Source organism: Methylotenera sp. N17 (assembly GCF_000799155.1).
GTDB lineage: Bacteria > Pseudomonadota > Gammaproteobacteria > Burkholderiales > Methylophilaceae > Methylophilus.
This window is the reverse complement of the sequence record NZ_JUGE01000001.1, coordinates 998,711-1,023,618: the sequence shown is the minus strand read 5'-3', so window position 1 is coordinate 1,023,618 and position 24,908 is coordinate 998,711. Positions and strand designations below refer to the sequence as shown.

Sequence of the window (24,908 nt, the reverse complement as noted above, 5' to 3'; positions counted from 1 at the left end):
GGCGTCCCGCTTGAATGATGGGTTGGGCATGTTAAAGCTCACCACCTACCCAGCGATAAGAAATAACTATTTCTGCTTTTTCAACAATAAAGATAACCTAATAGTCAAAAGTTTTTAACTATTCAAAAGACTTACATGGGTTGGTGGGCACTACAACCGTTTCGGATGTCTTTGCCGTTCCACCCAACTTTTTATAAGCTGCAAAAAGCTTATTGTTGGATTCTTTAGCACCAACTATTCGATTTCCTGCTGTATACATCACATTTTTATTAACAATGCCCGAAATTTTTGCCCCTTCTTTTTGAGAGTCAATTTCTTTTTGAGAATTTTTTGCAATATTATTGTTGAGTTGAATTAAAAGTGATGCTTCGTAAAGTTGGTACTCAACTTTTTGCTGACAAGCGGTGAGTTTTTTGGCGTTTGCTTCTATACCTAATTTCTCTGCTTTATCTTTCGCTTGCACATCAGCTTGTCTTATTGCTTCTTTATCCGCTTTTTCTTTGGCTATTGATTTTGCTATTGCCAATCTTTTTTCTTCTTTAATCTTTGCAGCAGCTATTTTATTTTTATTTTTTTCTAAAATTGATGGGGCTGCTTGAGCGATTGAGTTAAGAAAATCTTTTAATTCAGCAGTATAGGTTAAATGATTTTTGCAATGTCCTCCTAAAGACCCTTTTATAAATGGATCTTCTAAATGCTTCAATGCGCTTTTTACCGCGCTACCAAGATTTTCTTTATATTCTTCGCTTTTAGGAAAGAAGAACTTTACTGTGGAGTTAAAAGCTGTATTCCCAAAACTTGATTGCCCAACATAAAACTCTTCACAATTCCCGAATTTCGCCTTGTTAAAAGCAATTGTTTTTGGATCTTGATAGAAAAAAACTTCTTTCCCATACTCACCATCCTGAAACACATTTTCCTCATCAAGATGATCAGCCACTTTGCTGATAATTTCTTGGGTGGTATATGGTGCAACACTTATTTGTTCAATTTCAGTCTCTTTTTTATAGCTGGTTATATCATCTAAACCAGCCGAGTAGCCGGTAGATGCAAAGCAGCTGATAATTGTAGCAATATAAATTTTTTTGATTAGGATAGAACGCATTTTTATCTTTCGTTAATTTGTAGTTAGGGTGCAAGTTTATAGAGCGTTATGCCCAACGTAAAGTTAAGGGGCTGCCGCGCTTTTCGGCAGTCCCTCTTGAACGCCGGGTTGGGCAGCATTGCTGAGCGTATGGCACATACCCCACGCAACATGATGGTACTGCTCAATTTGAACTGGTGTAACGAGTGGTAACTGCTCTCGCTCGACGAGCACAATAAAAACGGATGTTGGTTCTATGTCTCCAATTTGATTATCGGCCCAGCGTGACCTGATTAGTAAATGATTCGTTTCCACGCCCCTATATCTATACGGATCCCCGACCTTAATTTGGTATTCAATAGGCTGATCAAGTTCAACAAGATACCAATCATCAACGTTGGCTGTTGCGACACGTTTTAGAACCGTTGCCTCGCGTGGCAGGCAAGGCGCGAAGTTTTCGTTTTGGTCAAAGTATTCAAGTCGAATGCGAGTCATTTTTTTGCTGCCCAACGTTTGAATTAAGGGGCGCCGTTAGGCGTCCCGCTTGAATGATGGGTTAGCTTTCATTTCACAGTTTCAACTACTTTATTGTTGAAAAATTCGTACTCTATGGTTGTTCCTTCTGGTACACCCAACTCAATTAGTTTTGACTTTAAAAAAGGAATTCCATCATTTAAGTTGGTTAAATCCACGTCAATACCTACAAATTCAATAGAACCATCTTTGTTTAACATAGAGCCGCCACCCATAACCTCTCCTAGGTGTTTTGCTTGAAGTGCTTCGTTTAACGGGTCTTCAAATTTTTCACCTCTCTCAATAGGCATGATTGCCTTTTTGATTTTGACATATATAGCGGTAGGTTTTTCTTCTGCAAATAGGTTAAAACTAAATGAGAGAAGCAATATTGTAAGCAAAAGTTTATATGTGTTTTTCATGATAGCTAACGTTCGAATTAAGGGGCTGGCTTTAGCCAGTCCCGCTTGAATGATTGGTTGGGCATATTACTCATGAGCGCACCTAAGTTCTGATGAGAGCCATTTGCCGCCTGAGTCTAAACAAGCATCTGTTGCTACAAACTCTCGTGCACTTGGAAAAATACCAAGAATGATTGATAGGGCAATAAAAACCAAAGCGACCCTACTTACCGAGGGTAATTTGCTGATAAGAACAAACGCACCAATGCCTGAGCTAAGAAAGGCAAAAGCCCACGATAAATAGTTACCAGCACTGAAAAGCCAGCCTTCGGGATTGTCTGTGGGAGGGCCGCCAGCAACCCAAGCACGATAGAAGGCACTGTTAAGGTATATGAGGCAAAACACAACCCCAGTTAGCAGTAGACCCCACCGTAAGATTATTTTGGAAATTACCATGATGCCCAACGTTTGAAGTAAGGGGCGCCGTTAGGCGTCCCGCTTGAATGATGGGTTAGGTTAGAACTAGCCATAAAGAATTAAAGCACCTAACCAATAAGTAATGATTACAATAAACACAGAGACTTTAGCCATTTTTAGCACATGCGGGGTACCTAAAAGTAAGAGCTTAGTGCGAAGTGGATTTTTTTCCGGGAGTGCTTTAACTATCAAATAGCCAGCGAAACATACTATTGCAAATAAAACCAATAGTAAAAGTTTGCTGAATAAATAGACTGACAAAATTAAACCCTAACAGTAATTATAGAGACCCATGGGTCTCTATATTAGGAATTGGATAATTGATATGCATGGCTGGAATCCCTTGCTCCCTTTGGTTTTATTGTTTATGCGTCTCTATATTAAATTATTAATATAGAGACAGAGCGTTACCTTTTTTCTGATTGTAAACTAATGGCTTTTTTATCACCACCATAGGATCTAAAATTATGGGGTCAAGCTACTCCTACAAACCGACCTCCTCGTTTACTTGATTTAGTCTCTACCATTTGTCGTCGACGACATTTCAGCTTCAGAACCGAAGAGGCTTATATTCATTGGATTAAACGATTTATCTTCTTTCATCAGAAGCGCCATCCTAATCTCATGGGGGTCTCGGAAGTTGAAGCCTTCCTTAACCATCTAGCAGTCGATCGATATTGTTCCGCTTCTACCCAAACACAGGCATTAAATGCTTTGGTGTTTCTTTACCAAGATGTTCTTGCAAATCCTTTAGGCAATATGAAAGGTTTGCAACGCGTTCAACAGCGTCATCGTGTACCTGTGGTATTAAGTGTTTCAGAGGTAAGAATGATTTTTGATGGCATGAGTGGTACTTGTCAGTTGATTGCGCAATTGATCTATGGCGCAGGGCTTAGAGTCAATGAATGCTTAGGCTTGAGAGTTAAAGATATAGATTTTGAGACTGGTTCATTAAGTGTAAGAGACGGAAAAGGTGGTAAGGATCGCACCACCCTGCTACCTAAACAATTATTTGGGCCTTTACAGAAGCACTTAGTGAAAGTGGCTCAGATTCATCAGGCTGACTTGAATCGTGGCGCTGGTTTTGCAGCTATGCCTGGTGCACTTTATAAAAAGTACCCGATGGCTTCTCGTTCTTTAGCTTGGCAATACGTATTTCCATCGAGTGTGTTGCGCGACTGGAGTGAGAGTCATAAGAAAGTACGATGGCATATGTCAGATAGCACGATTCAGAGAGCTTTTAAGCTGGCGTTAAGACAGGCCAAGATTGAGAAGCATGCTTCTATTCACACATTACGACACTCGTTCGCAACTCATCTTCTAAGTTCAGGTACAGACATCAGAACGATTCAACTATTACTGGGACATCGAAGTCTACAAACAACCATGATTTATACACATGTCATTGAGGCAACTAAATCAGTGATTAGCCCTTTTGATAACCTCTAACTCCAGATTATACCTAGCGGATGTTTTGGCTTAATGTCCGCTAAGGGGATTTATGTGATAGGGACAAATCGGACGTAGAACATTTGAGTCAAGGGGAGCCGTTAGTCGTCCCGCTTGATGGAGGGGTTAGGCATATCAGCTCCAAATGGCGACTAGCTCGGCAATCTTGGTTGAGATCACCGTCATTGTGTCTTCCGATGTATCCAAGCCGCTTCGCGAAGCAAGCATGGGGCTGACATCACGAAGTGCCGTGTACGTCGTGCCGTGCACGATAGGCACCAGCCGGTTACCTTGCAAGAGCGTCGAAAGCTCTTTATCTGCAACACCTTCCTTCGGCAGGCTTGCGAGCAATGCGGGGGTAACCAGAACGAGTCCTATTTTCGAGGCGGCCAAGCCCTTGTCGATCGCGCGCATCATGGGCACGCCAAGGCCAAGGTCTTTTTCGCTGAACCAAACCTTGACACCAGCCGCTTCGAGCAAATCGTGCAATTCCTTGGCGGCACCTTGCCGGTCGTCCCAGGCGTGACAGAGGAAACAGTCTCGAAGATCTGGCTTAGTTGCCGTTTGGATCTCAACAGCTTCACGTACCGGTGTGAGCGACGCCACTTGAGCTGGCGTATACGAGACGGACGAGCCGGCGCGCGACCAGCGCGGCCTTGAACTGCCGCTCCCGATTGATCTTCCACTACCGCTGTAGCTGCTGCCACCGCCTGATGAGTAAGACGAACTGTAGCCACCGCCGTAACTTCTGCCATAGCCGCCATAGCGGGAACTGCATGCAGGGCAGTTCGCTCGGGCGGCTGCGGAACTGTGACCTCGAACTGGTGCTGTGCATCGTGCCATTACTTTCTCCTTTGGTTGTGACCATCCTGATGTATGTACATCGACCGTCGCGTGGTGACTCTCTGATGCCTAACGTTTGAATTAAGGGACGCTGTTAGGCGTCCCGCTTGAATGATGGGTTAGAGGATATATGGCGTTCTGTTTTATCATTCAAAACTTTCATTTCAATTTACTGAGATTTTATATATTTTGTATATTTCTCATCGCAACCATTCGCTCTCCACTCTAGTGGTGGACATATTTCGCCACATTTCTTTTGCTGGTTTGGAATTGGAGAAATATATAAGCCCATTCCACAAATACTAATGAGTTTCCTTGATGACGTATTATAGAAGTACAACTCTCCATCCATAACTGAGTGATAGTCAATCACTCCTATACCAGCGCACGAGAACTCATTCTGGGATGGGTTTTTAGATTCTCTTTCGGCGCTTTTAGACATCATTTGGTTAAATTCTTCGACTTTAGTATTGAATTGCTCGCGAATAAAGGGGTTTGCAGCTGAACAGGTGGCGGGTAAATTAACATCAGCTAAGACCCAAGTAGTAAGTATCAGCAAACCTGTAGTTGTTATTCTGAGTAAAATTATAATCATATAACCCTAACGCCTAAGTTCTCCGGAAAAAAATGCCGTAGCAAAGCGAAGGTGGGTTTTTATGTTGCAACGCCTTGTTAGAACTTAATAAGTGCCGAACACGCCTAAGCATAGCTTTTTGGGAAGTGAACAGCGATAACCAGTATTCTCTATTGAATATGAGCCACGCACACCATGAGCGTAGAAATTTTTGACGTTTCCTGAGTGCGATGGATCATTGGAGTAAATAAGAATTTGCTCAATATCTGCAAGTCTTTTTTCCGTAAGCTTTCCATTATTCATGATGATAATTCCATGACTGACAAAGAATTTGTGATTAGGATATATGCCAGTAAATGCTGCGTATCGAGATTTATGGTCTTTTTGTTTTATGCGCGTGCTAACTTGCTGCTTCCACGTTTTGCCAATATAGAGACCTTTCGCTGTTGATTTTGAATATTTAGCCGAAATTAAATATAGATCGGCGTATTCGTCGTATTGACTGCCCTCGATGATTAGGCTTTCATATTCTTTGGGCTTAGTCCACTGAACTGTGACATCCCATGCTTCATCTGGGTAAAGGGGCTTCACAAACTCTCCTAAGTACTAACGTTTGAATTAAGGGGCACGCTTTAGCGTGTCCCGCTTGAATGTTGGGTTAGGGTTGTAGATTGCTAATAACATAGAACCCCCAAAGTGCAGCTAAAGGCCAAGCGATAAACCCAACAATGCTTAAAATTAAAGGGTTGATTTTTGCATCCAATGTGCCAAATAAAATACCGCCAACAAGACTGCCGAGAAAAAATAAAGCAAAAGGCCAATACCATGCAACTTGAATAAAATAGTAAATGAGTAACCCTAAACCAACTAACGTACCAAGTAAAACCGACGCATGGAGAGCTAACAAATAACTTTGAGATTCGCCTTTGAAAGTGTTGGCATGGCGCTGATGAGTGTTTATAAAGCCGAAGAATAAAACCCAAGCAATTACTAATGTGAGTGGCATAGAAATTGGCATAAGACCCTAACAGTTAATATGCGGACGCAGACGTCCGCATATTAATAATTTGAAAATTGATTTTGGCATGTTATTTTTCTTTTTAAATCTTAAGGTTAGCTATTGCTCTGTCCGTATAATAATTAATACTAAATGCGGATGCAACTAAGTTTATTTAATGCTCTAATGAATGCCCGCTTTGGGGATTATGAGAAGGGAAAATCTGACATAAAGTAATTCAAGACAACGGAAAATTAGTGTCCACATAACTTGTAGCGATTCAGTCTACCTTAAGAAGAAAGGTTACAGATGTGCTACCCAGTAGAGCCAAGAATTGGTCTTAAGATACAAATGGATAATGAGTACCGAGACCTAGATAAAGATAATAGAGGAACAGGTATACAGTTAGCTTCAAGTATAGATAGACGTACAGGGATGCGTTTCGTTCTTAATGATGAAGGTCACGCAATGCGAGGCTTCAAAGGTACTGGCACTCAGATTGTTGATGACGATGCTGGACACAACCTTCCCGGGCTTAGAGGCACAGGCGTACAAAGTATTTCCACTAATGAAGGACGCGATTTGAAGGGCACACGCGGCACAGGCGTACAAATTGCATCTGGCAAAAATAAGCGCTAAATAGTAGATATAAATTACAGTCATCCTAAAGGGTCTTCATGATTCTTTAGGGTATCTGTGTTTATGTATCTATTTTTTCTTTGGTAAAGATAATTCTTATTGAGTAATAATAGCCCTTTCGGACTAAACCTTTTATTAAAAAGACCTGCTAAACTCGAACCGCTAAAAAATATAACAAGGGACTTAATAATGAAAAAAATCAACGCCTACTTATTATCTTTGCTTTTGTTTAGCTCAATTGCTCAGGGTGCAGTTTTAGTTGATACAGGCACTCCACCGGGTGGGTCAGGTTTGAGGGTTTGCAGAGAGAATATTCCAGACCCCTACTGCAATCAGTCAGTTGCACTTAAAGTCAACTTATCTCAAGCAACCAGCATCACTGACATTCGGAGCCATTTCTCTCTTGGAACTACCGCAGGTAATCTTACAGTAGCTCTTTATAGTGATGTCAGCAGCTTACCGGGAGAAGAGCTTTATCATAGTTTGCTCTCAGTAGAGGGCTCTAACTGGTATGGTTCTAGCAATTTAACTTGGGATGTAGATGCAGGTAACTACTGGGTCTCATTTGAAGTTAGAGATGGGCAATATTTTTATGGCGCTCTTTCGACCGGCGTACCTTCACCACTTGAAGTAGCTTACACTCGGAACTTCGGTGAAACATGGCTTAGACTTGTTGGCTCAGATTACTCTGCTGCATTAATCCTTGAGGGTACTCCTATAGCAGCCGTACCAGAACCAGAGTCTTACGCAATGATATTGATAGGTTTGGGTGTGATTGGCTTCGCTACCCGCCGCCGTAAACAAGCACAGTTTTAATCTAAAGCGCGTATCTCTAAGATTCACTTAAGGGGTCTTAGAGATACTCATCCCAATCTTGACCACCTCTCAAAGAAGTAAGATTATTCGGGGATGACTAGACTCTTCCTTACCCTATTCGCTTTCTTACACCTCTCACCAGCATACGCAGAGTTACTCCAAGGGAGAGTCGTAGGGGTAACTGACGGAGATACCATCACCGTTCTTGATGCAACCAACAATCAATACAAAGTTAGATTAGCTGGTATAGATGCGCCTGAGAAGAAGCAACCCTTTGGTCAGGTCGCTAAGAGGTCTCTTTCCGATTTAATCTATAACAAGACCGTGCTGGTGGACTGGACTAAGCATGACCGCTATGAGCGAATAGTAGGTAAGGTATGGGTCAATGAACTTGATGCTAATTTAGAGCAAGTTAAGAGAGGTCTAGCGTGGCACTATACTAAGTACAAAAAGGAACAACCCTTAGAGGATAGGCTCTCCTACTTACACGCTCAGGAAGAAGCTAGAGAGTCTAAGACTGGTCTTTGGATTGAACCTAACCCTACCCCTCCTTGGGACTGGAGAAAGGCTACGAGGTAACCCTATGTGCTCAGGTGTTAGATACACAGAATCATCAGGTAAGGAATGGAAGGTCTACTTCCCCAATCCTAAAGCAGCTCTTCCTGTATTGAAGTCTGACGGAAGTGTTGAATGGGTAAGATGGGGAAGACGCAGAGAGGAACAAGCACCATTCGTGCAAGGTGGATGGGCTAGGTCTGACTCGATTGAGCTTGGTAAGTGGGAACGCTACAACCCTACCCTTGTTCTGTTAGCAGCTCACAGCTTCATGGAGAAGGACGCTGAGAAGGTATCACACTGGATAGACGTACCTCAGGGGAAAGCTATAGAAGCTCTTATAGTCAGTCATAACGATGACCAACGGGTCTATGTGGTCACTGAAGATACTCCGCAAGAGTACGCTTGGGTGCATGATCGGTGGCCTAGGATAGTTTGTGTGACAGCTCAAAGTACAAATAGCATTACAACTGGAGGATAGCCCACATGAATAAACTTAACGAAGAAACAAAAGGGTTAATGCTAGAACTACTAGGATTGACTCTAATCTTTACAGCAGCTTTCTATCAAGGGATTACAAGTGACTGGTTCAATAAGTATCCCCAACAATCTCAGGCGTATAACCAAAGAATTGCTGATTTAGCAACCTTAAATGTACTTAGGGAAATTTCTTTCGTTATGCGCGACCCTGACTCTACTGATAATCTCGAGCGTTTAGTCCGAAACCACGACACTATCAATCGAGCTAATGTTGACATCTCCTTACAAGATGCAAAGCTTCAAGAGATTCTGAATAACGAAGGGCGAAGTGCTAAGGCCATTACAATTCTGTTTGCCTTGCTAGGTGCGTTTCTAGTACTTTTAGGAAAGTTCTACGTGTTTCTATATAAGAATCAACTTCATTGAGCACTCATTTGGTTAGATTACTTCTGGAATCTCATTCCAGTCACCAGTGTAGTTCGGACTTTTTAAACCCCTCTTCATTACCCACGTCTTATGAATGCCCTCCGAGGCTAATTTGATAGTCCCTTTACTATACTTCTGATTAATACTATCTAGGGTCTCCATAAGCTTAGCTGTCTTAGAGTCATCTAAAGTAAATCCAAAAAGGTCTGTTTGTTGTTCTTGCGATGGCACTAGCCTATGTACCTTTATAAAGGGCTTTCATTTCCTCTAAGACCTTAGCGAGGTCTAAAGATGGAAGCCCTAGACTACTCCCCGCCAACCCCAAATTCTCTCCTATCGAAATTCAGGGAGAGATACTCTTCTAAATATGGGGGGTGTAACTGGGTCAGTACGCAAGTTTAAATAGTGTGTCCGTTATTGAGAGGCTGAACTGCTACAATCTTAGAGTCCACTCATAGCGCCTAAAACACACTCTAAATCTTATTTACTATGTATGAATACGTATGCTTAACTATTGGAAATATACGTTTGAATCTTTGAATTGTTACTGAAGGGGAAGAGTAAGTGATTAATAAATTTTCCGAATAAGTATGAGCGGCAGAATCTCTTTCAGTTTTTACATTATCTAATTCGCTTACTAGGACAGGCAATTGGCCTGAAACATCCAACTCAAATTCAAGAGCCTCCATTTTTACAATACCTATAGCTTGTAGCATCATTGGTCTAAAATGTTTTTTATATTCAAATCCATGATTGTTTCCAACGACCCTTTCCCTAAGGACATCTTTAAATCTTTGTGTTTTTAGTTTTGATTGAACTGATCTTAAAACAATCTCATCAAAGCAATGTTCAATCCACCCACAATACTCAAGAACTGCTAGCTTAGAAAAAAATATCGAGTCATTGGGATTTGGTGAAATGAGTGACTGGTTATATTTACGGTCTAAATCAGTCAATGTTTTCAAAATATTTTTCTTGATTATCATGAAAATATTTGAATGCTTTTTCTAATTCTGCCAATTACTTTATCCTTTTCAGCAAGGCCTTCTTTTAAATTATCGACAGAAAATAATTGATCATTTCTTAAAGCTTCATACATCCCCAAAACCTCTTGATCAGTTCTGGCGATTAACGTTTCATAGTTATTATAAATTCCAACCAATAATGCTTCAGTAGTAGCTTTACTTAATTTAGGAAGAGGTCTTCCATCTAATATTTTTTGGTTTAATAACGCAAAAGTATTGATTAACCTTAGTTCTTTTTCTAATAACTCAAATTCTGAAACATTCTTTTTAGACTGCATGTAATCATTCAGAAATTTTGCCAGCCTTCCGGTATAAATCTCATAAGTCTCAGCAAAACAAAATGTCCGAAGGATTAACTCTTCAAAAGAATATCGATATTTTTTATCAGGCTCAATAACAAATAAATTTTTAGTTATATCAAGATTTACAATCTTTTTTAACAAATCATTAAATCCACCAGAAAAAATACAATTCCTTATTTCTTGATTGCTAAGTTTATTACCTCCAGTATTAAGCCGGTGAAAAATAGTAAACAAATAATTTAAATGACTTTTCTTTGAGTAGTCGCAACGTAACACAGTTATTGGAATTGTAAGATTCTCTATTCGGCCGTAAATATCCGGGTATTTATCTTTTATATATAATGCTGTTCTACCAGATATTCTGGGGTCAATATCTTCAAGCTCAGACAATCTCCATTTATCATCTGTCAAAAATTTTATTACTGTCGATATTCTTTGAAGCCCGTCTATAACCAATCTTTTTTCAGTTTTATAATCCAAACTAATACACATACTAGGTATTGGTAATTGTTTAACTAAAGAGTCAATAAATCTCGTTTGCGCTGTATTTGGCCAGACAATATCTCTTTGAAACTCTGGTTTGATTATTAGCTGGTTAGTCTTATCCATTCTGGTTAAGTCTGCACACGATCTCAACTCGTTAAAGGCTACAATATCTGAGGGAGGTGTTTCTGAATTGTCATCTTCTTGCTGGAGTTTCGTCTCCGCATCAATTAATTCATCTGTTGCATCTAGAGCCATTTTTGATTCCTCAACTACATCGATAATAAGTAGATTTCTTGTGCATATTACCCTCTAAGGATAACTTATAATAAATAGTATAGATTAAAATTTTATACATGATTATCTGTTACACTAAAGTGCTACACATAAGCTCACTTGGATGTTTATATCTCATTGATTTTTATTAAATTAACTGTTGAATCAACGAATCCCCGTGGGGACGCCAATTTATCTTAGCCTTTGATTTTAAAGTCATTTTTTAAGAGTCGTCGAATCAGTAGTGTCACTGCTAGTGTCACTGTTGAAATTGAATCTAACATCTCGATTAGTTAAGTCACGTCATGGTATTTATTACTTGCGCTTACAGCGTGGAGGGATAGATAAGAGAGTATCGTTAAGGACACGTGATTTATCCGTTGCGACTATTGCTGCACATTCTCTAGGTGCTACAATTTCAGCTATGGATTTAAAAAAAATCAAAGGCTATACCATCAAATCAAATTCAGATGGTATGGAAATCACAACTGACGGGTCACCAGAAGATCATGAACGTGCAAAAGATGCGTTAGTTATGCTTGTTATGGCACAAGCACAATTAAAAAATGGCTCAAGTCACCCTTTTCCAGATACTTCTACAAAAACAGTTATTAAATTAGTAGATTCGATAAAAGACTATATTTTTGAGTTGTCAAAAAGTAGTCAAGCCGAAAAATCAAAAAAAATGGCTATTTCGACTCTTAATGGTCTATTAGAATTACTTGGTCATGATTTTCTTGCAGAACAGTTAAATGACGAAGTTATTGAAAACAAGTGGCTACCTGCTAGATTAAAGGAAGTAGCAAAAACAACTATTAAACGCGATCTAAGCTTCATACGCTCTTACTCGGCCTGGGCTTCAAGTCCAAGCAGAAATCACTCCCCCACCCCTCTAACTTTTAAAATTGAAGCCAAAGGTGAACACTGGTCATATTTAAATAACAATGACCTGAAATTAATCTTTGATAGTCTCATCGAACATGCAAAAAAGCCATGGCATTTCTACATTCCATTGATTGGCTTATATACAGGCGCGCGTATTGGTGAAATAGCGTCTTTAAAGACAGAACATATCTATTTCAAGTCCGGTTTAAACGTAATGCACTTACCTGGCACCAAAACAGATGCAAGTCCGAGAGATATTCCTATTCACCCCGCTTTAGAAAAATTAGGCTTATTGAAATTAGCTGAAATGAGAAAAAGAGCGGGCAAGGAAATGTTATTTGACATCACACCAAGTGCTCAAAATGGTTATGGTGCCGCTCCAAGCAAGTGGTTTACACAGTACAAAAATAAGATCGGCCTAATCGGTGATAACAAGGTATTCCACAGTTTCAGGCACACAATCATTGATCACATGAATCAATTAGATATCCCCTTTGCTCATCAATGCCAGTATACAGGTCATGATAAAGGTGGAGGTGTTCATAATAAGGTATATGGCAGAGAGGCTTTGAGTCTGAAATCTATCCAAACCAATCTGATTGAAAAGTTAAATTGGCAAGAGTATTGCGGATTGGAGTTAGACGAAAAGAAACTCAAAGAGTTGGCTAACAGCTTTTTAAGGTAATTTATTGTCGTATACGACACATTCATGAGGTCAGCTATGGGGACAAAGCAGACGTCCAGTAAGAGTTAGCACTGTTTAGACTTACTCCAACTTAAACCCCACAGGAATCGTCACCGTAAAGGTTTTACGCTCTAAATTGGCATTTAACGCCACCTGCTCAATCGCTTTCTTAATCGTTCTCATCGCTTCTTCATTCAGTACTTGATGTTGACTTGCCTCTGCTAGCTCGACTGAAATAAGTTTACCTTGCCTAAAACTGGCAATCACTTGCACCTCCCCTTCCAAATGACGACGTATCGCGATAGTCGGGTATTGTTTGAGTTTGTTTACCATAGCTGCTAAGGCTTTACCGTAACCATCCCATACTTCGTCTGAGGTCGCTACTTCACTAGACCTTGCCGTGGCATCTTGTGTAGTGCTTGTCCTGGTTTTCTCTGTATTGGTAGGCGCTGTTTTAGTCTGTATTGGTGTGGGGTTGGCTGTAGCAGGGGTAGTGTTCGGTGATGTCTGTACTGGGGGTGTTTCTTCCTGTGTGTCTGGTGGTGTCTCTGTCTGTGGTTCTACAGGGACTTGGTAGCTTGGATCAGGCACTGGTGTGGGGGTGGCGATTACTGGATGCTCTGTCTTCGTTTTAAGTGGTTTGGTCACTGGGGTAGGTGGAATAGGTATGGGTGGCTTAGGTTGTTCTTCTGGCTGTGGTTCTGCTTGTGATACAGGTGGTGCTGGTGGTTGTGTTGCTGCAGATGTGGGTTGTTCTGGTAATGGGTTTAACTCGATCTGTATGCTGGTACTGCGTGGTTGCAGGCTCTGTTGGTTAAAGTACGGAAAGACGTATGCGATGGCGATATGCAATAGCATGGAGGCGAATAATGCCCAGACTAGGGATTGGTCTTCATTGTCTTGTGTCGTCACAAGAAATGATTGGTGGTAGGTAGGCATGGAGAGGTGTGGTGAATGAATCAGAACGTTTGGCGAATTAAGAGCTGGTAGCCTCTGGCAGCATCACAAAGCTAAATTTGGTGATGTTGGCACGTTGTATGGCGGCCATGACTTTCGCCACAGTGCCATACGCAGCCTGCTCATCTGCATAGATTTCTATGGCTGGGTCGGTACTGGTTTTGAGCATATTCAGTTCGTCACTGAGTGCGGTGATGGTAATGGGGGTGGTGTTGAGGGTGATGTCCCCCTGCGGTGAGATGCTAAGTTGTAAGGTCTTGGGTTCGGTCTTGGCAATGTGGGCATTGGCTTGCGGTAGCTTGACGGAGACTGCGTTCATGAGCAAGGGTGCGGTCACAATAAACACGGTGAGTAATACCAGCATGACATCGACCAGTGGGGTGACGTTGATTTCGCTCATGACTTGGTCTTCTTGATTGCTGAGTAACATGCTCATGGTAGTTTGGCACCCATGCCTGATTTCACGATGAGGTAGTGAAATGCAATGCCGAAGTTCTCGATTTGGGCATTGGAGCTTTTGAGTTGTCTGAGGAAGTAGTTGTAAGCGAGTACAGCAGGGACAGCAGTGGCAATACCAATGCCAGTGGCAATGAGGGCCTCCCCTATCGGGCCTGCGACGACATCAAGCCCTGCTGAGCCTTTGCTGGAGATGTCTTTGAGGGCATGCATGATGCCCCATACCGTGCCAAACAAGCCAATAAAGGGGGCTGTAGAGCCAATGCTGGCAAGGATGGCAAGGCCTTTCTCGGTATGGGATTGTTCGATATGGGCTTGTTGTTGGAGTACGGCGGTGACCAGTGCTTTTCTGTCGTCATGGTTAAATGCGTTCACACTGAGGCGTAAACGTTTCCATTCATCCAAGCCAGCTTGGCAAATCCTTGCCAAGCTGCCATCGGTGAGTTTGGTATTAGCGCGTACATGCTGCAGATCTTCTGCTTGGCTGAATTCTTCTAGGAATAGATGATTGCGTTTGTTGAGTTGGTAGAAGCTCACCCATTTATGGATGACGACTCCCCATACCACGATAGACATGAGGGCGAGTAGGATGAGTACGCTATCGATGATGCTGGGGAGTTGGAAGAGCATGGGGTTCCTTTGAGTGTTGTTATTAATGTTCTTGTTTTAATGTATTTGTTAGCAATGAGTAAGCAGCATTATTTACAGGTAGGTCACTACAGCTTAGGCTCTAAAAGCTAGGCTTGGCGTTAGGGTCAAACGAATACCGCAAGCTAAACCAGATACCTCTTGGCGCACCCGGTGCCAAAAAGTTAGATGCTAACCAGTCATCAGAATTATGGTTATAACCGCCAGGGCCAATGGCGCCATTAATGCTTGGTGAAAATGGATTGCGCCCTAACCTACCAGCACTGAAATATTCTTTATCGAACAAATTGCTAATTTGCATAGTAGCTATCCATTCGTTATTAAACTTATAGCTAGTTTGCAAGTTAAATACGGTGTAACCCGCCACTTTTCCGGGGTTAGTAAAAGGCTGTCTAGTTGCAGTTACAGGCACAAACCCACCAACACCATCTGGCACACTAATGACGTAAGTTTCTGCTACACCCTGTTTGTGTTTATTATTCTCGTTACCGCGTATAAAACTTTCACTGTGCAACACTGCGCTCAAACCGACTTGCCATTTTGGCGTTACTTCGTAATTCATACTGGCGTTTAAATTATGCAACGGTACGCCAGGCATACGGTCCCCTGGCTTCACGGTAATTGATTTAAAAGCTTCTCTTCCTGTACTAAAAAGAGGTAACTGAACGGCACTGCTATTATTTGGCGATATAATGTCGAAAGTATCTTGAAAGGTAGCATCAGTGAGCGCATAGTTAAGGCCAAATCCCCACTTGCCTAAATTGCCAGATAATCCAGCTTCTATGCCTTGGCGCTTGGTCTTACCGACGGTATCAAAAAAACTATTTGTACCACCAATGCCAACCAAATAAATATCATCTTTGAGGTTGGTACGGTATGCCCCTAAATTCCATTGCAAATTATCTGTTTCTAATAAACCTTTAAAACTACCTCGCAAGCCAATGTCATAGGTGGTTGCTTTAATTTGCGGTAGGAATGGATCTCCAGATAAAGTTGTGGGTAAAGAACAAGAACGGTTCTCTTGTAAACTTTTAGCTACATAGTTTGCGGGATCATTTGGATCTCCTGCTGCCCCACCTCTGTATATAGGCGTTCTATCAAATGCGCAGCCCAACTCAATTACGCTAGGTGTGCGGGTACCTTGTGCAAAATTACCATACACATTTAAATTCTCTTTGGCTTGCCAGCTTGCGCCAAACGAGGGGTTAAGTGAGTAATAGCTAAATTTTTCTGTTTCTGCAGGTTTCAGTACTTTGCTACCGTCACTTTGTCTGTAACCACTGCTAGGACAGTTAGCCGCGCTACCAAAACAAAGGCCAAAATCATCTGGTCTGGATTGATAGTTTGCCAAGTCGAAAAAAGTAAATGCTGTTCGAGTAGCTACTTTATTTTTTACATGTGTGTCGTTATAGCGTATAGCGCCAGTAATATGCAATGTATCAATTGGGCTCCAAGTTTCACTGGCATAAATACTTTTAGTGACAGAAGTACCATCAAAATCATTATTAGAAATTGGGACATCCGCCGCTGTATATTGGTCACGAATGCCTTCGGGTGAAAGATATGCCTTGCGATTATTATCAAACAAACCTAAGCGTTGGCTATTGGTATAACTAGCACTAGCAACGTCAATAGAAGCACCTACCATAAACTTGTGCTTTTCTAGATTCCAGTTAAATTGGAATGAACCGCCATCGACGATTTGCTTAATATTATTATCAGTTAGTAATGCAACTGGCGTACCTTCAACCAATCCAGGGTCAGCAAAACCATTGCCATCAGGCCGGAATCTATCCGCTGAGGTTCCTGTAGGACTTGTAGGCGCAACAAGTAATTGTGGATTGTTGTAGCAAGCACTCTTATTTATAGGTGCAATGGTAGCTACTATGTGTTTTACACCATCAGTTGTATAAAAATAATTAAAATTACCTTCGATATTAGGATCTATATCCAAAGCATAAGATTTGGGAAAGTTCCAAAGTGTTTGATCCAAGGTTTGATAAGAAAAATCGCCATTGGAATAGGTTTCTATTGGTCCAAGATTGATGGGCACAGGATCATTGGGACGAGAAATTCGTGTGTCGGCATCATTTTTGTAATAGTTAAAGTTGTATTCTGCTGCTTGTGCATATGCCGCGGTAAGCTCACCATTTTTTGTGATGACACCTGCGAAATCACTAATTCTTTGATAAAGATCATAAGCAGGGTCGCCGCTATTGGCATTAAAATCATCTAAAAATGCGTTTGACCCAGTGAGCGGGTCAATATCCAGCACGTAATAATCGGGTATGCGGTATTGGTTAGTACTGAGATACTGGCAAGTGAACTCTTCGCCAGGGTCTAAATTACGAAGGACGTAATTTGTATCGCCAAAACCGTCGGTATATGCATCTGCGCCTAGAGATCTACGCTTACTATCTCTTCTATAGGTTTGCCCAGTAATAGTGAAATTGTCATTCACAAAATAGCTACCAGAAAGTTGAAACTGACTGAGCCTGTTTTTAGTGGTATCTTCGGAAGTGAATGAGGCATTGCGATCTTGCTGATACATCTGGCTAGGAAGCAAACCGTTCCCTACTAAATCAGTCCCCACCCACAAGGTACTGAGGTTAATATCTAGCTTGTCTCCTCTATAGCTGGCTTTAGTAAAAAGTTGGTTAACCTTGCTCGGAGAGTTTTCGCGCCAGCCATCTTCTAGAAAGAAATTACCAGCACCGAAAAGGGCAAATGTACCGTTGTTAACACCGCCCTCCACTTGCAACTGTTTACGACCAAACGAGCCGGTCAGCACTTCAGCATCTACTCCTGTGTTGTTAAAACCATCCTTAGTTTTGAGCGTGAAAGCGCCGCCTAGCGTGTTTAAACCAAAGATGGGATTAGAGCCTGGGAACACATCCACGCTAGCTAAGGCGTTCATGGGAATCATGTCCCAATTGACAACATCACCAAAGGGCTCGTTGACTCGAATACCATCAAAGAACACTGAGAGACCTTGAGGTGTACCAATCTGTGGGCCTGCAGTAAAGCCGCGATAAGTTACATCCATCTGAAATGGGTTGCCTTGGTAATCATTTACATTAACCGATTGCAATTTTTTGTTCATTAAATCAGTAAGGCTTAATGAATGTGACTCTTTAATTTCTTTGGCGGTAATGCTTTGAACATTGCCAGGGATTTGATCTTTGGTGAGACCTAAACCAGGTAGTGGACCTACCTCATAAAAACGTTTGGCGCGTACATTGATTTGATCCAATTGGATGTTGGTGCTATCAGTATCTGGGATTTTCTTTAAGACTGCACTATCACCATCAAGCTCAGTCGTTAATCCACTGTTTGAGAGTAGTTCTCGCAACACTTCTTTTCGAGTCATGCGGCCTTTAATGGCTGGCGCTGTTTTTCCGTCTACTAATTTATTATCAAATGAAAGGCTAAGCCCTGAGCTACGCGCAAACTCCTTTAAAGACATTGATAAAGGCTGTTTAGGCAGATCAACAGTAACAGGTAGGTTGAAGTGGTTATCTTGCGTGGCTGGTAGTTTGGTGTTCAACTCTTCACTTTGAACGGATGTTGGTAGCAACAAACCACTCATAAAAGCCGAGCCTGAGACTGAAACGGCTAAAGCCAAAGACTTTAATTGTTGTCGTTTTGAATACTTCATACCAATTTCCTAAAAAACAGTGTTGATACTTGTTTAACTGTTTAATAAGAAATCGACTGATGCCTGAATTGAAAAAATATCTAAAAATTATCTAATTAATTTTTGGATTGCCGAATCAATGTTTGATTAGGTGACTTTTCAATGCCTACTGATGCCATATTAGGCAAGTTGGCAATAAACTTCTCCACGTCCTGTTTATTGATCACAGCGGTTATCTCGGCATCGCTAGTTAATGGCATTTGCACGCTAACTTGTGGCTGACGGTATCTTGATAAAGTCTCTGCAATCTCTTCCAGCCCTGCTTTATCAAACGTGATAATGCCATCGGTAAAGCTAAATGCATCACTAGCCAGTTGGTTTGTGCGTGTTGGTGGGTGGTTTTGATGCACCTCTGCGACTTGCCCATTTGTAATCACCAATGGCGCACTTAGTGAAGCGCCTGTAGTGTCTAGCGCATCCACTTGCACTTTACCGTGGTCCACACTAACGCGAATCAGTTTTTGTAATCGATTGACTGCAAACTTGGTGCCTAGCACGGTAATACGCCCATAGCCGCTATCTACAATAAATGGACGGCTCTCATCACGCGCCACATCAAAAATTACCTCGCCACGTTTTAGTTTTGCGACGCGTCGATCACGGAAATAAGTAATTTCCAGCTCACTATTGGCATTGAGATTAAGTTTGGTGCCATCGTCTAGTACTTCATTTTTGATTTGCCCAATGTCTGCAACTTTGACTACTTCCATGATGGGTTGCGCTTGCCAACTGCGATACGCAAAAAGGCTTGCAAAAGCGATAAGCGTGATAGCCAATAAGGAGCCAATTGATTGTGTGATTTTATTGCTGCGTTTTTTCTTATCTAAAAAGGTTTTCTGCTCCATTGCCGCATCTAGTGACTTGAGATCTTCGGTTGAATCAAATACTTCCCAAGTTTTGGCGACTTCTTCATATGCAATTTGGTGGATAGGACTCATCATCAACCAAGCTTCAAATTGACCACGGTCTGGGTGATCATAATCCACCTGCTGCATGCGCAAAAACCAACTAATGGCGGTTTCACGAAGTGTCTTTTTTTGTTGAGCCTGATGCATTGATATTACGAGACTATGTCTCTTGCTTCCATAAAATCTAACATCGCTCTCATCATGTGGCGCTGCACCATATTTTTAGAGATATTCATGACGGTTGCAATTTCTTCTTGTGGCATTGACTCAATACGGTATAACCAAAACACCTGTTTGCATTTTGCTGGCAGCTTATCCATGATGTTTTGCACAATTTGTAACCGTTGCTTAATATCTAGCAGATGCTCTGCTGATGGGATTGAATCAAGCTGTTGCAAACTCTCAATATCATTATTGGTTTCGGCATGATTTGAATTGGCATCAAAGGCCGACACAAAACGCGAGCGTTGTTTAAACCCATCGACCACTAAATTTTGTGTAATTGTTCGCAGATAGGCATGAGGATTTTCTTGGCGACTAACGTTACTGCTTAATGCAAAACGTACTAAAGCATCATGCAAAATGTCGTATGCCGAGTGTTTACATGTTGTTTGTCTGTAGATACTTGGTAATAAATCGGCATAAGCCCAGCGCAAATCAATGCCGTACCAAAACATCATATTCATTTGCTCAAAACAGGCATTTAGGGTCCCGCAATTATTTAACAACTCAATTGCGTGCAAGTTTTATACCGTTACAACACCCGAAATTAACTATATGAATTCAATACGATTAATTAATCAGCAGGGAATATTTCCTTAATGAGTTTGGTTGATATTAACCATAATGGCGGTTGATATCAGCCAATTATTATAGAGTCAAAGAGGCAATGTAAAGTGATTTTCCATGAAGTTGCTTGATATGGAAATTTTGATTATTGAATGGCTGCTATGGGGATTTATGAGACTAAATAGACATACAATCAATTCAAGACAACGGAAAATTAGTGTCCACATAACTTGTAGCGATTCACCCCTGTTATTTAATGACAAAACTGTTCTATTTTGAATTATTGTTACGGTTCAGGATAAATTTGTGTTTAGTCTTTTTAAGTAAGTTTCTGTTGCCCTACTGCCCGCACTTGTTAAAACAGACTCTTGGATATCACCCCAAATTCTCTGCATTGCAATTAGGTCCTGGAAATCCTGTTCAAGCAAGTCTGGGTGGTCGATGTGCTCATCTAAAGCCGTAAGCTTCTCGGTAAACAAAGATTCTTTTGAAAGTGTGGCCAGAGGTAATGAGCTAGGTTCGCTAGTAACCGGAAACATGGCGTTTGCAAACGTGATTTTGATGGGGTTGCCGTCGAATTCAACCAGCATGTATCTACCGTACATGTCACCCTTAATATTTCCCAAAAGCTTTGGCGCCATGCCTGATAAAAACAGTGATCCTATATCATTGTTATATAAGTTATCAACCAGCGTTGCATACCCTTCTCTGCTTGCACAAACAAATCGCAATTCTGTTGGTTCACGGAATTGGTTTGTGAGCAGATGTATCGCTTCGTCGCCAGATAGGTAACAGTTAATTTTGGTCAGAAACTCTGCATTGAAAGTGTTAATAAAATTTAGCATTGTGTCTCCTGTTCATGGCTCTAAAAGCGCGTATCATGACCTTTGCATCATCAAGCGCATGGTGCTGCCTAAAGCCATTTTTGAACTCTTCGTTTGTGGTATTTTCGTATCGCTCCTGGCCTTCAATAGTTCTTGCAGATATCTGATGACATTTCTTGCGCAGCTGCGCTGGCCAGTTGTCGTAAAGCACCTCAGTTAAAAATGTGAAGTCATAGTGTGCAGCATCATTGAAGATTACAACTTTTTCATCTAAATAATCAATCCAACGCTTCATATATTCGCTACATTGAGCAAATGCCATTTTAGAATGAACGTTAGAGTAGCCGCCATTCTCTGGCAAAGAGAATTCCTGGGCATCTAGGAGAGGTAACACATTCTCGATAACAAATTCAGAGCAATCGGCAAGCGTATAGGTGTCTGTTAACTCGGCATAGAAGCTTTGTTTGCCGTCTTCTGTGACCAATGCAATCGAGATCAGTTTTGGCTGATCGAAGTTGGTAAACTCGCAATCCAAAAACACATTGATGGTCATAATAGTTTCACCTGTCTACTTCCAACGATTAAACCTGTTTTGGCTAGGTTAGCTTTGATTGATTTGGCCGCTACGAATATTTTGGCCACTTGCAGATCAAACTAGATCAATTTATCAATTATCAGAACTATATATTACTAAGCCTATAATTATGCTTGGTGAATATCGCCATTTTACTAAAGCCATAAAACAAAGCTTGCCAGCTAAGAGAATCTTAAATTCATCTTGATAAACTTACATCTTTTTAAGTCAGCTATTTGGATGTATATGTCATAGAGTTTAATAAGCAATTTTTATATTCAATTAACTTTACATCTATTTGATTATCGTTACAATATCCAAATGGAAAACGAATCAGAAAACATTAAAGCGAAAAGAGGCGGATACCGCGAAGGATCGGGCCGCAAAACGGGCACTGGTAAATTCCAAGAGCCTACCAAAGTCATTCGCGTCCCTACTAGCCAAGAGCCTGTCATCGCAGACTTTTTAGAAGCCTATGCACGTAAACAGCAAACTAATGACCACAAGATTGATATAGATGCTGTCGGTGATTTTATATTGCCCTTGCTGCATCAAAAAACTATCCATATTCCCCTATTCAACTCTAAGGTACCAGCTGGATTTCCAAGCCCTGCCGATGACCATGTAGAAACACGGTTAAGTCCTAATGACTATCTTATCGAGCAGGTAGACGCCACGTTCTTTGTGACCATACAAGGTTATTCAATGGTGGATGCTGGACTAATCCCTGGTGACAAAGCTGTGGTAGACCGCTCTAAACTGGCCTACGTTGGTGACATTGTGCTCGCAATCGTCGATGGTGAATTCACCATCAAAACTTTAGGGCGTTCAAAAGACGGTTCTCCCCTGCTTTTGCCGGCTAACAAATCGGGTGAATACAAACCGATTGAAGTTAAAAAGCACATGCATGTAGAGATTTGGGGTGTGGTGACAGGGTCGTTTAGGAAGTATAAATAAACCTCATGGTAGCGAGCATTATTCAGTGACAGATTCGACCAATCAGGATGAGAAGCTCTTATCAATCCGCAACGAAGTATTTCGAAAAGCGGGAAGAAACTTATATCTATTCCAGCAAGTTGAAAAGTTACTCAAACATCTAAATTCTATTAACAATCTTGCTGGCCCTGTAAGTAAGTTAGAAAAGATTGCCAAACTAAAGAGTGAATCGCCACTAGTTTACTAGACGCCTTTGAGCCGTAATAATGGCGACCAAAGAAAGGCGACAAATGAGCGGTAAACGATATCCAGAAGAATTCAAATTAGCAGCAGTCCGTCAAATCACTGAAGGGGGGTATACAGTCTCCGATGTGGCAAAGCGACTTGATGTGACTGTTGACAGCCTCTATGCGTGGGTGAAGAAGTTCGGACCCGACGCAGCAACCCACCAAACCAAACATGCGGAACAAGCTGAACTCAACCGGCTACGTAAAGAGCTGAAACGTGTCACAGAAGAGCGTGATCTATTAAAAAAAGCCGCGGCATACTTCGCAAAGCAGTCCGAGTAAGGTATGCCTTTATCAAAGATCATCAGGACTGTTGGCCGACAAGATGGCTGTGTAGGATGCTAGAGGTGCATCCCAGCGGCTTCTATACCTGGTTAAAACATCCGCACTCAATTCGCCATAAGAACGATCAACGCCAAACAGGCTTGATTAAGCAATGTTGGCTAGAGTCCGGTGGCGTATATGGCTATCGTAAAGTACATAGTGATATGCGTGCACTGGGTGAGCGTATTGGGGTTAACCGCGTCTATCGCTTGATGCATGCACACGGCTTAAAAGCGCAGGTGGGCTACCGTAAGCCTAGGCATTATGGTGGCAAGCCTTATATAACCAGTCCCAACACGTTAAATAGGCAATTCAATCCCACATTGCCAGACCAATCATGGGTAACAGATATTACTTATATCCGTACCCATGAGGGCTGGCTCTATCTTGCTGTGGTCATGGATTTGTTCTCACGACGCATTGTGGGTTGGTCCATGCAATCGCGCATTACTAAAGAGCTGGTGTTGGATGCATTGCTGATGGCGGTATGGCGCAGGAAACCTAAACATAAAGTGCTGATACATTCTGACCAAGGTAGCCAATACACCAGCGAGGATTGGGATATATTCTTGAAGGCACATAACCTTGAGTCCAGCATGAGTAGACGCGGAAATTGCCACGATAATGCTGTGGCTGAAAGCTTCTTTCAATTATTAAAACGGGAAAGGATCAAACGCAAAATATACAATCATCGCGATGATGCAAGGCAGGATATTTTTGATTACATCGAGTTGTTCTACAACTCAAAACGACGTCATAATTCCAATAACTTGCTATCTCCGATAGACTACGAAAACCAATTCAAGAAAACGGCTGAAGAGTGTCTATAAAATTAGTGGCGATTCAGAGAGAGAAATCCAATAGCTCCAATATGGGTCCATTGGTTAAGAACCTCATAGAGAACATCTACACGACTGCAGAAAAAATAAAAGCAGAAGAAACATCAAATGATTCTTTGGGAAACATTAAAGAAGAACATGTCAGGACAAGATTTAATATTGAAACCACGCCAGAGTATATCGAGACCAGAAGAAAAATATTAAAAGACCTAGTGGATGAGCGTAATCATCTAGTTCACCACATATTTAGTGAGGTGAACCACGAATCAATCGATCGTTATATCGAGATTGATGCATTTTTAGACGACCAGCGTGAGCGCATTGTCGCTGAGCATGAGTACCTGAGGGTAATGGTTAATGGATTTGCTGAATCGTCAAAAGCTCAATATGACTTTATCAATTCGCCAGCAGGTATTAAGCAAGTTGATTTGATGTTTATCCAACAAAGTAACTTAGTACAAAAATTGGTAGAGATTGCTTTGAACGCATCAAGACAAGATGGTTGGACATCTTTGGCAAATGCCGGAAACGAAATTAAGCAGGTGCTTCCAGGTGCTTTTGATAAGTTGAAAGAGCAGTTTGGATTCAAAACATTTAAAGACGTTTTACTTGCATCTGAGCTGTTTGATTTACTGGAAGAAGAGACCAACAAAGGTGGGAAACGATGGTTTTATAAACTTAAAGCAGATGAAATCGAAGACCAGTCTACTTAAAAACAAAAAAGCCTAGCTAGGCTAGGCTTTCGGAAGTACGTGAACT

Annotated in this window: 26 protein-coding genes and 1 pseudogene; 9 read left to right on the top strand and 18 right to left on the bottom strand. The window is 41.4% G+C overall.

What is annotated here, in order from left to right:
- Positions 1 to 118: 118 nt before the first annotated feature.
- The 3 genes from FG11_RS04885 to FG11_RS13230 all read right to left on the bottom strand — a co-directional run bounded on the left by FG11_RS04885 (position 119) and on the right by FG11_RS13230 (position 2,019).
- The gene (locus FG11_RS04885; RefSeq protein WP_047533518.1) at positions 119 to 1,105 is read right to left on the bottom strand and encodes a hypothetical protein; all 987 of its coding nucleotides are present in this window, start codon (positions 1,103 to 1,105) and stop codon (positions 119 to 121) included.
- A 63-nt stretch (positions 1,106 to 1,168) separates the two neighbouring features.
- Positions 1,169 to 1,579: a hypothetical protein gene (locus FG11_RS04880; RefSeq protein WP_047533517.1), complete on the bottom strand. Its 411-nt coding sequence runs from the start codon at positions 1,577 to 1,579 to the stop codon at positions 1,169 to 1,171.
- A gap of 68 nt (positions 1,580 to 1,647) precedes the next feature.
- The gene (locus FG11_RS13230; protein WP_052184942.1) at positions 1,648 to 2,019 is read right to left on the bottom strand and encodes a hypothetical protein; all 372 of its coding nucleotides are present in this window, start codon (positions 2,017 to 2,019) and stop codon (positions 1,648 to 1,650) included.
- Between the two features lie 972 nt (positions 2,020 to 2,991).
- Here FG11_RS13230 and FG11_RS04865 point away from each other — a divergent pair.
- A pseudogene (locus FG11_RS04865) lies at positions 2,992 to 3,924 on the top strand (integron integrase); the annotation flags it as partial.
- 135 nt (positions 3,925 to 4,059) lie between these two features.
- Here FG11_RS04865 and FG11_RS04860 read toward each other — a convergent pair.
- The 4 genes from FG11_RS04860 to FG11_RS04845 form a co-directional block, all read right to left on the bottom strand.
- Positions 4,060 to 4,530 carry a toll/interleukin-1 receptor domain-containing protein gene (locus tag FG11_RS04860; protein ID WP_235276341.1) on the bottom strand — a complete coding sequence of 157 codons (471 nt, stop codon included), beginning with the start codon at positions 4,528 to 4,530 and terminating at the stop codon, positions 4,060 to 4,062.
- 406 nt (positions 4,531 to 4,936) lie between these two features.
- Positions 4,937 to 5,362: a hypothetical protein gene (locus FG11_RS04855; RefSeq protein WP_047533510.1), complete on the bottom strand. Its 426-nt coding sequence runs from the start codon at positions 5,360 to 5,362 to the stop codon at positions 4,937 to 4,939.
- 84 nt (positions 5,363 to 5,446) lie between these two features.
- Complete coding sequence (locus FG11_RS04850) at positions 5,447 to 5,932, bottom strand: hypothetical protein (protein ID WP_047533509.1); 486 nt, start codon at positions 5,930 to 5,932, stop codon at positions 5,447 to 5,449.
- Positions 5,933 to 5,999: 67 nt separating this feature from the next.
- Positions 6,000 to 6,347 carry a hypothetical protein gene (locus FG11_RS04845; protein ID WP_047533507.1) on the bottom strand — a complete coding sequence of 116 codons (348 nt, stop codon included), beginning with the start codon at positions 6,345 to 6,347 and terminating at the stop codon, positions 6,000 to 6,002.
- 426 nt (positions 6,348 to 6,773) lie between these two features.
- On the opposite strand from FG11_RS04845, the gene FG11_RS13690 reads away from it, so the two are divergent.
- From FG11_RS13690 to FG11_RS04815, 4 genes are all read left to right on the top strand, one after another.
- Positions 6,774 to 6,977, top strand: a complete 204-nt coding sequence (locus FG11_RS13690) for a hypothetical protein (protein WP_235276340.1) — start codon at positions 6,774 to 6,776, stop codon at positions 6,975 to 6,977.
- Between the two features lie 189 nt (positions 6,978 to 7,166).
- Positions 7,167 to 7,793 carry a PEP-CTERM sorting domain-containing protein gene (locus FG11_RS13685; RefSeq protein ID WP_047533503.1) on the top strand — a complete coding sequence of 209 codons (627 nt, stop codon included), beginning with the start codon at positions 7,167 to 7,169 and terminating at the stop codon, positions 7,791 to 7,793.
- A gap of 93 nt (positions 7,794 to 7,886) precedes the next feature.
- Positions 7,887 to 8,372 (top strand): thermonuclease family protein, encoded by a 486-nt coding sequence (locus tag FG11_RS04830; protein WP_047533501.1) that lies wholly within the window; start codon positions 7,887 to 7,889, stop codon positions 8,370 to 8,372.
- A 462-nt stretch (positions 8,373 to 8,834) separates the two neighbouring features.
- Entirely contained in the window at positions 8,835 to 9,254 is a 420-nt protein-coding gene (locus FG11_RS04815; protein WP_047533497.1) for a hypothetical protein, read from the top strand.
- Between the two features lie 12 nt (positions 9,255 to 9,266).
- Here FG11_RS04815 and FG11_RS04810 read toward each other — a convergent pair whose 3' ends face one another.
- From FG11_RS04810 to FG11_RS04800, 3 genes are all read right to left on the bottom strand, one after another.
- A complete protein-coding gene (locus FG11_RS04810; RefSeq protein WP_081978229.1) occupies positions 9,267 to 9,416 on the bottom strand; it encodes a DUF4113 domain-containing protein in 150 nt (49 codons plus the stop codon).
- A gap of 311 nt (positions 9,417 to 9,727) precedes the next feature.
- Positions 9,728 to 10,240: a hypothetical protein gene (locus FG11_RS04805; protein ID WP_047533494.1), complete on the bottom strand. Its 513-nt coding sequence runs from the start codon at positions 10,238 to 10,240 to the stop codon at positions 9,728 to 9,730.
- Positions 10,237 to 11,322: a GmrSD restriction endonuclease domain-containing protein gene (locus tag FG11_RS04800; protein WP_052184941.1), complete on the bottom strand. Its 1,086-nt coding sequence runs from the start codon at positions 11,320 to 11,322 to the stop codon at positions 10,237 to 10,239. The genes FG11_RS04805 and FG11_RS04800 overlap by 4 nt, the downstream gene beginning before the upstream one ends.
- A 283-nt stretch (positions 11,323 to 11,605) precedes the next feature.
- Between FG11_RS04800 and FG11_RS04795 the strand changes: the two genes are divergently transcribed.
- Positions 11,606 to 12,910: a site-specific integrase gene (locus tag FG11_RS04795; RefSeq protein ID WP_160277130.1), complete on the top strand. Its 1,305-nt coding sequence runs from the start codon at positions 11,606 to 11,608 to the stop codon at positions 12,908 to 12,910.
- A gap of 81 nt (positions 12,911 to 12,991) precedes the next feature.
- Here the strand turns inward: FG11_RS04795 and FG11_RS13740 are convergent, their stop codons facing one another.
- The 8 genes from FG11_RS13740 to FG11_RS04755 form a co-directional block, all read right to left on the bottom strand.
- Positions 12,992 to 13,849 (bottom strand): TonB family protein, encoded by an 858-nt coding sequence (locus FG11_RS13740; protein ID WP_268747036.1) that lies wholly within the window; start codon positions 13,847 to 13,849, stop codon positions 12,992 to 12,994.
- A gap of 37 nt (positions 13,850 to 13,886) precedes the next feature.
- Entirely contained in the window at positions 13,887 to 14,303 is a 417-nt protein-coding gene (locus tag FG11_RS04785; protein WP_047533491.1) for an ExbD/TolR family protein, read from the bottom strand.
- Entirely contained in the window at positions 14,300 to 14,953 is a 654-nt protein-coding gene (locus FG11_RS04780) for a MotA/TolQ/ExbB proton channel family protein (protein WP_047533489.1), read from the bottom strand. Before FG11_RS04780 ends, FG11_RS04785 begins: the two co-directional genes overlap by 4 nt.
- Before the next feature lie 100 nt (positions 14,954 to 15,053).
- Positions 15,054 to 18,629, bottom strand: coding sequence for a TonB-dependent receptor domain-containing protein (locus FG11_RS04775; RefSeq protein ID WP_047533486.1), 3,576 nt, complete (start codon positions 18,627 to 18,629; stop codon positions 15,054 to 15,056).
- A gap of 95 nt (positions 18,630 to 18,724) precedes the next feature.
- Complete coding sequence (locus FG11_RS04770; RefSeq protein WP_047533483.1) at positions 18,725 to 19,723, bottom strand: FecR family protein; 999 nt, start codon at positions 19,721 to 19,723, stop codon at positions 18,725 to 18,727.
- Positions 19,724 to 19,728: 5 nt separating this feature from the next.
- Positions 19,729 to 20,256: an RNA polymerase sigma factor gene (locus FG11_RS04765; RefSeq protein ID WP_327037000.1), complete on the bottom strand. Its 528-nt coding sequence runs from the start codon at positions 20,254 to 20,256 to the stop codon at positions 19,729 to 19,731.
- A 402-nt stretch (positions 20,257 to 20,658) separates the two neighbouring features.
- Positions 20,659 to 21,210 carry a hypothetical protein gene (locus FG11_RS04760; RefSeq protein WP_047533480.1) on the bottom strand — a complete coding sequence of 184 codons (552 nt, stop codon included), beginning with the start codon at positions 21,208 to 21,210 and terminating at the stop codon, positions 20,659 to 20,661.
- Positions 21,194 to 21,742: a 3'-5' exoribonuclease gene (locus tag FG11_RS04755; RefSeq protein WP_047533477.1), complete on the bottom strand. Its 549-nt coding sequence runs from the start codon at positions 21,740 to 21,742 to the stop codon at positions 21,194 to 21,196. Before FG11_RS04755 ends, FG11_RS04760 begins: the two co-directional genes overlap by 17 nt.
- A 342-nt stretch (positions 21,743 to 22,084) precedes the next feature.
- Between FG11_RS04755 and FG11_RS04750 the strand changes: the two genes are divergently transcribed.
- The 3 genes from FG11_RS04750 (at position 22,085) to FG11_RS04735 (ending at position 24,862) form a co-directional block, all read left to right on the top strand.
- Complete coding sequence (locus tag FG11_RS04750; protein ID WP_047533474.1) at positions 22,085 to 22,720, top strand: LexA family protein; 636 nt, start codon at positions 22,085 to 22,087, stop codon at positions 22,718 to 22,720.
- Between the two features lie 269 nt (positions 22,721 to 22,989).
- Positions 22,990 to 24,140, top strand: a protein-coding gene (locus FG11_RS04740; RefSeq protein ID WP_369751682.1) for an IS3 family transposase whose coding sequence is annotated in 2 segments (ribosomal slippage) — positions 22,990 to 23,227 and positions 23,227 to 24,140 — 1,152 coding nt in all. Because the reading frame shifts where the segments join, the coding sequence is not laid out codon by codon here.
- Positions 24,131 to 24,862, top strand: coding sequence for a hypothetical protein (locus FG11_RS04735; protein ID WP_200884602.1), 732 nt, complete (start codon positions 24,131 to 24,133; stop codon positions 24,860 to 24,862). The genes FG11_RS04740 and FG11_RS04735 overlap by 10 nt, the downstream gene beginning before the upstream one ends.
- Positions 24,863 to 24,908: the final 46 nt, after the last annotated feature.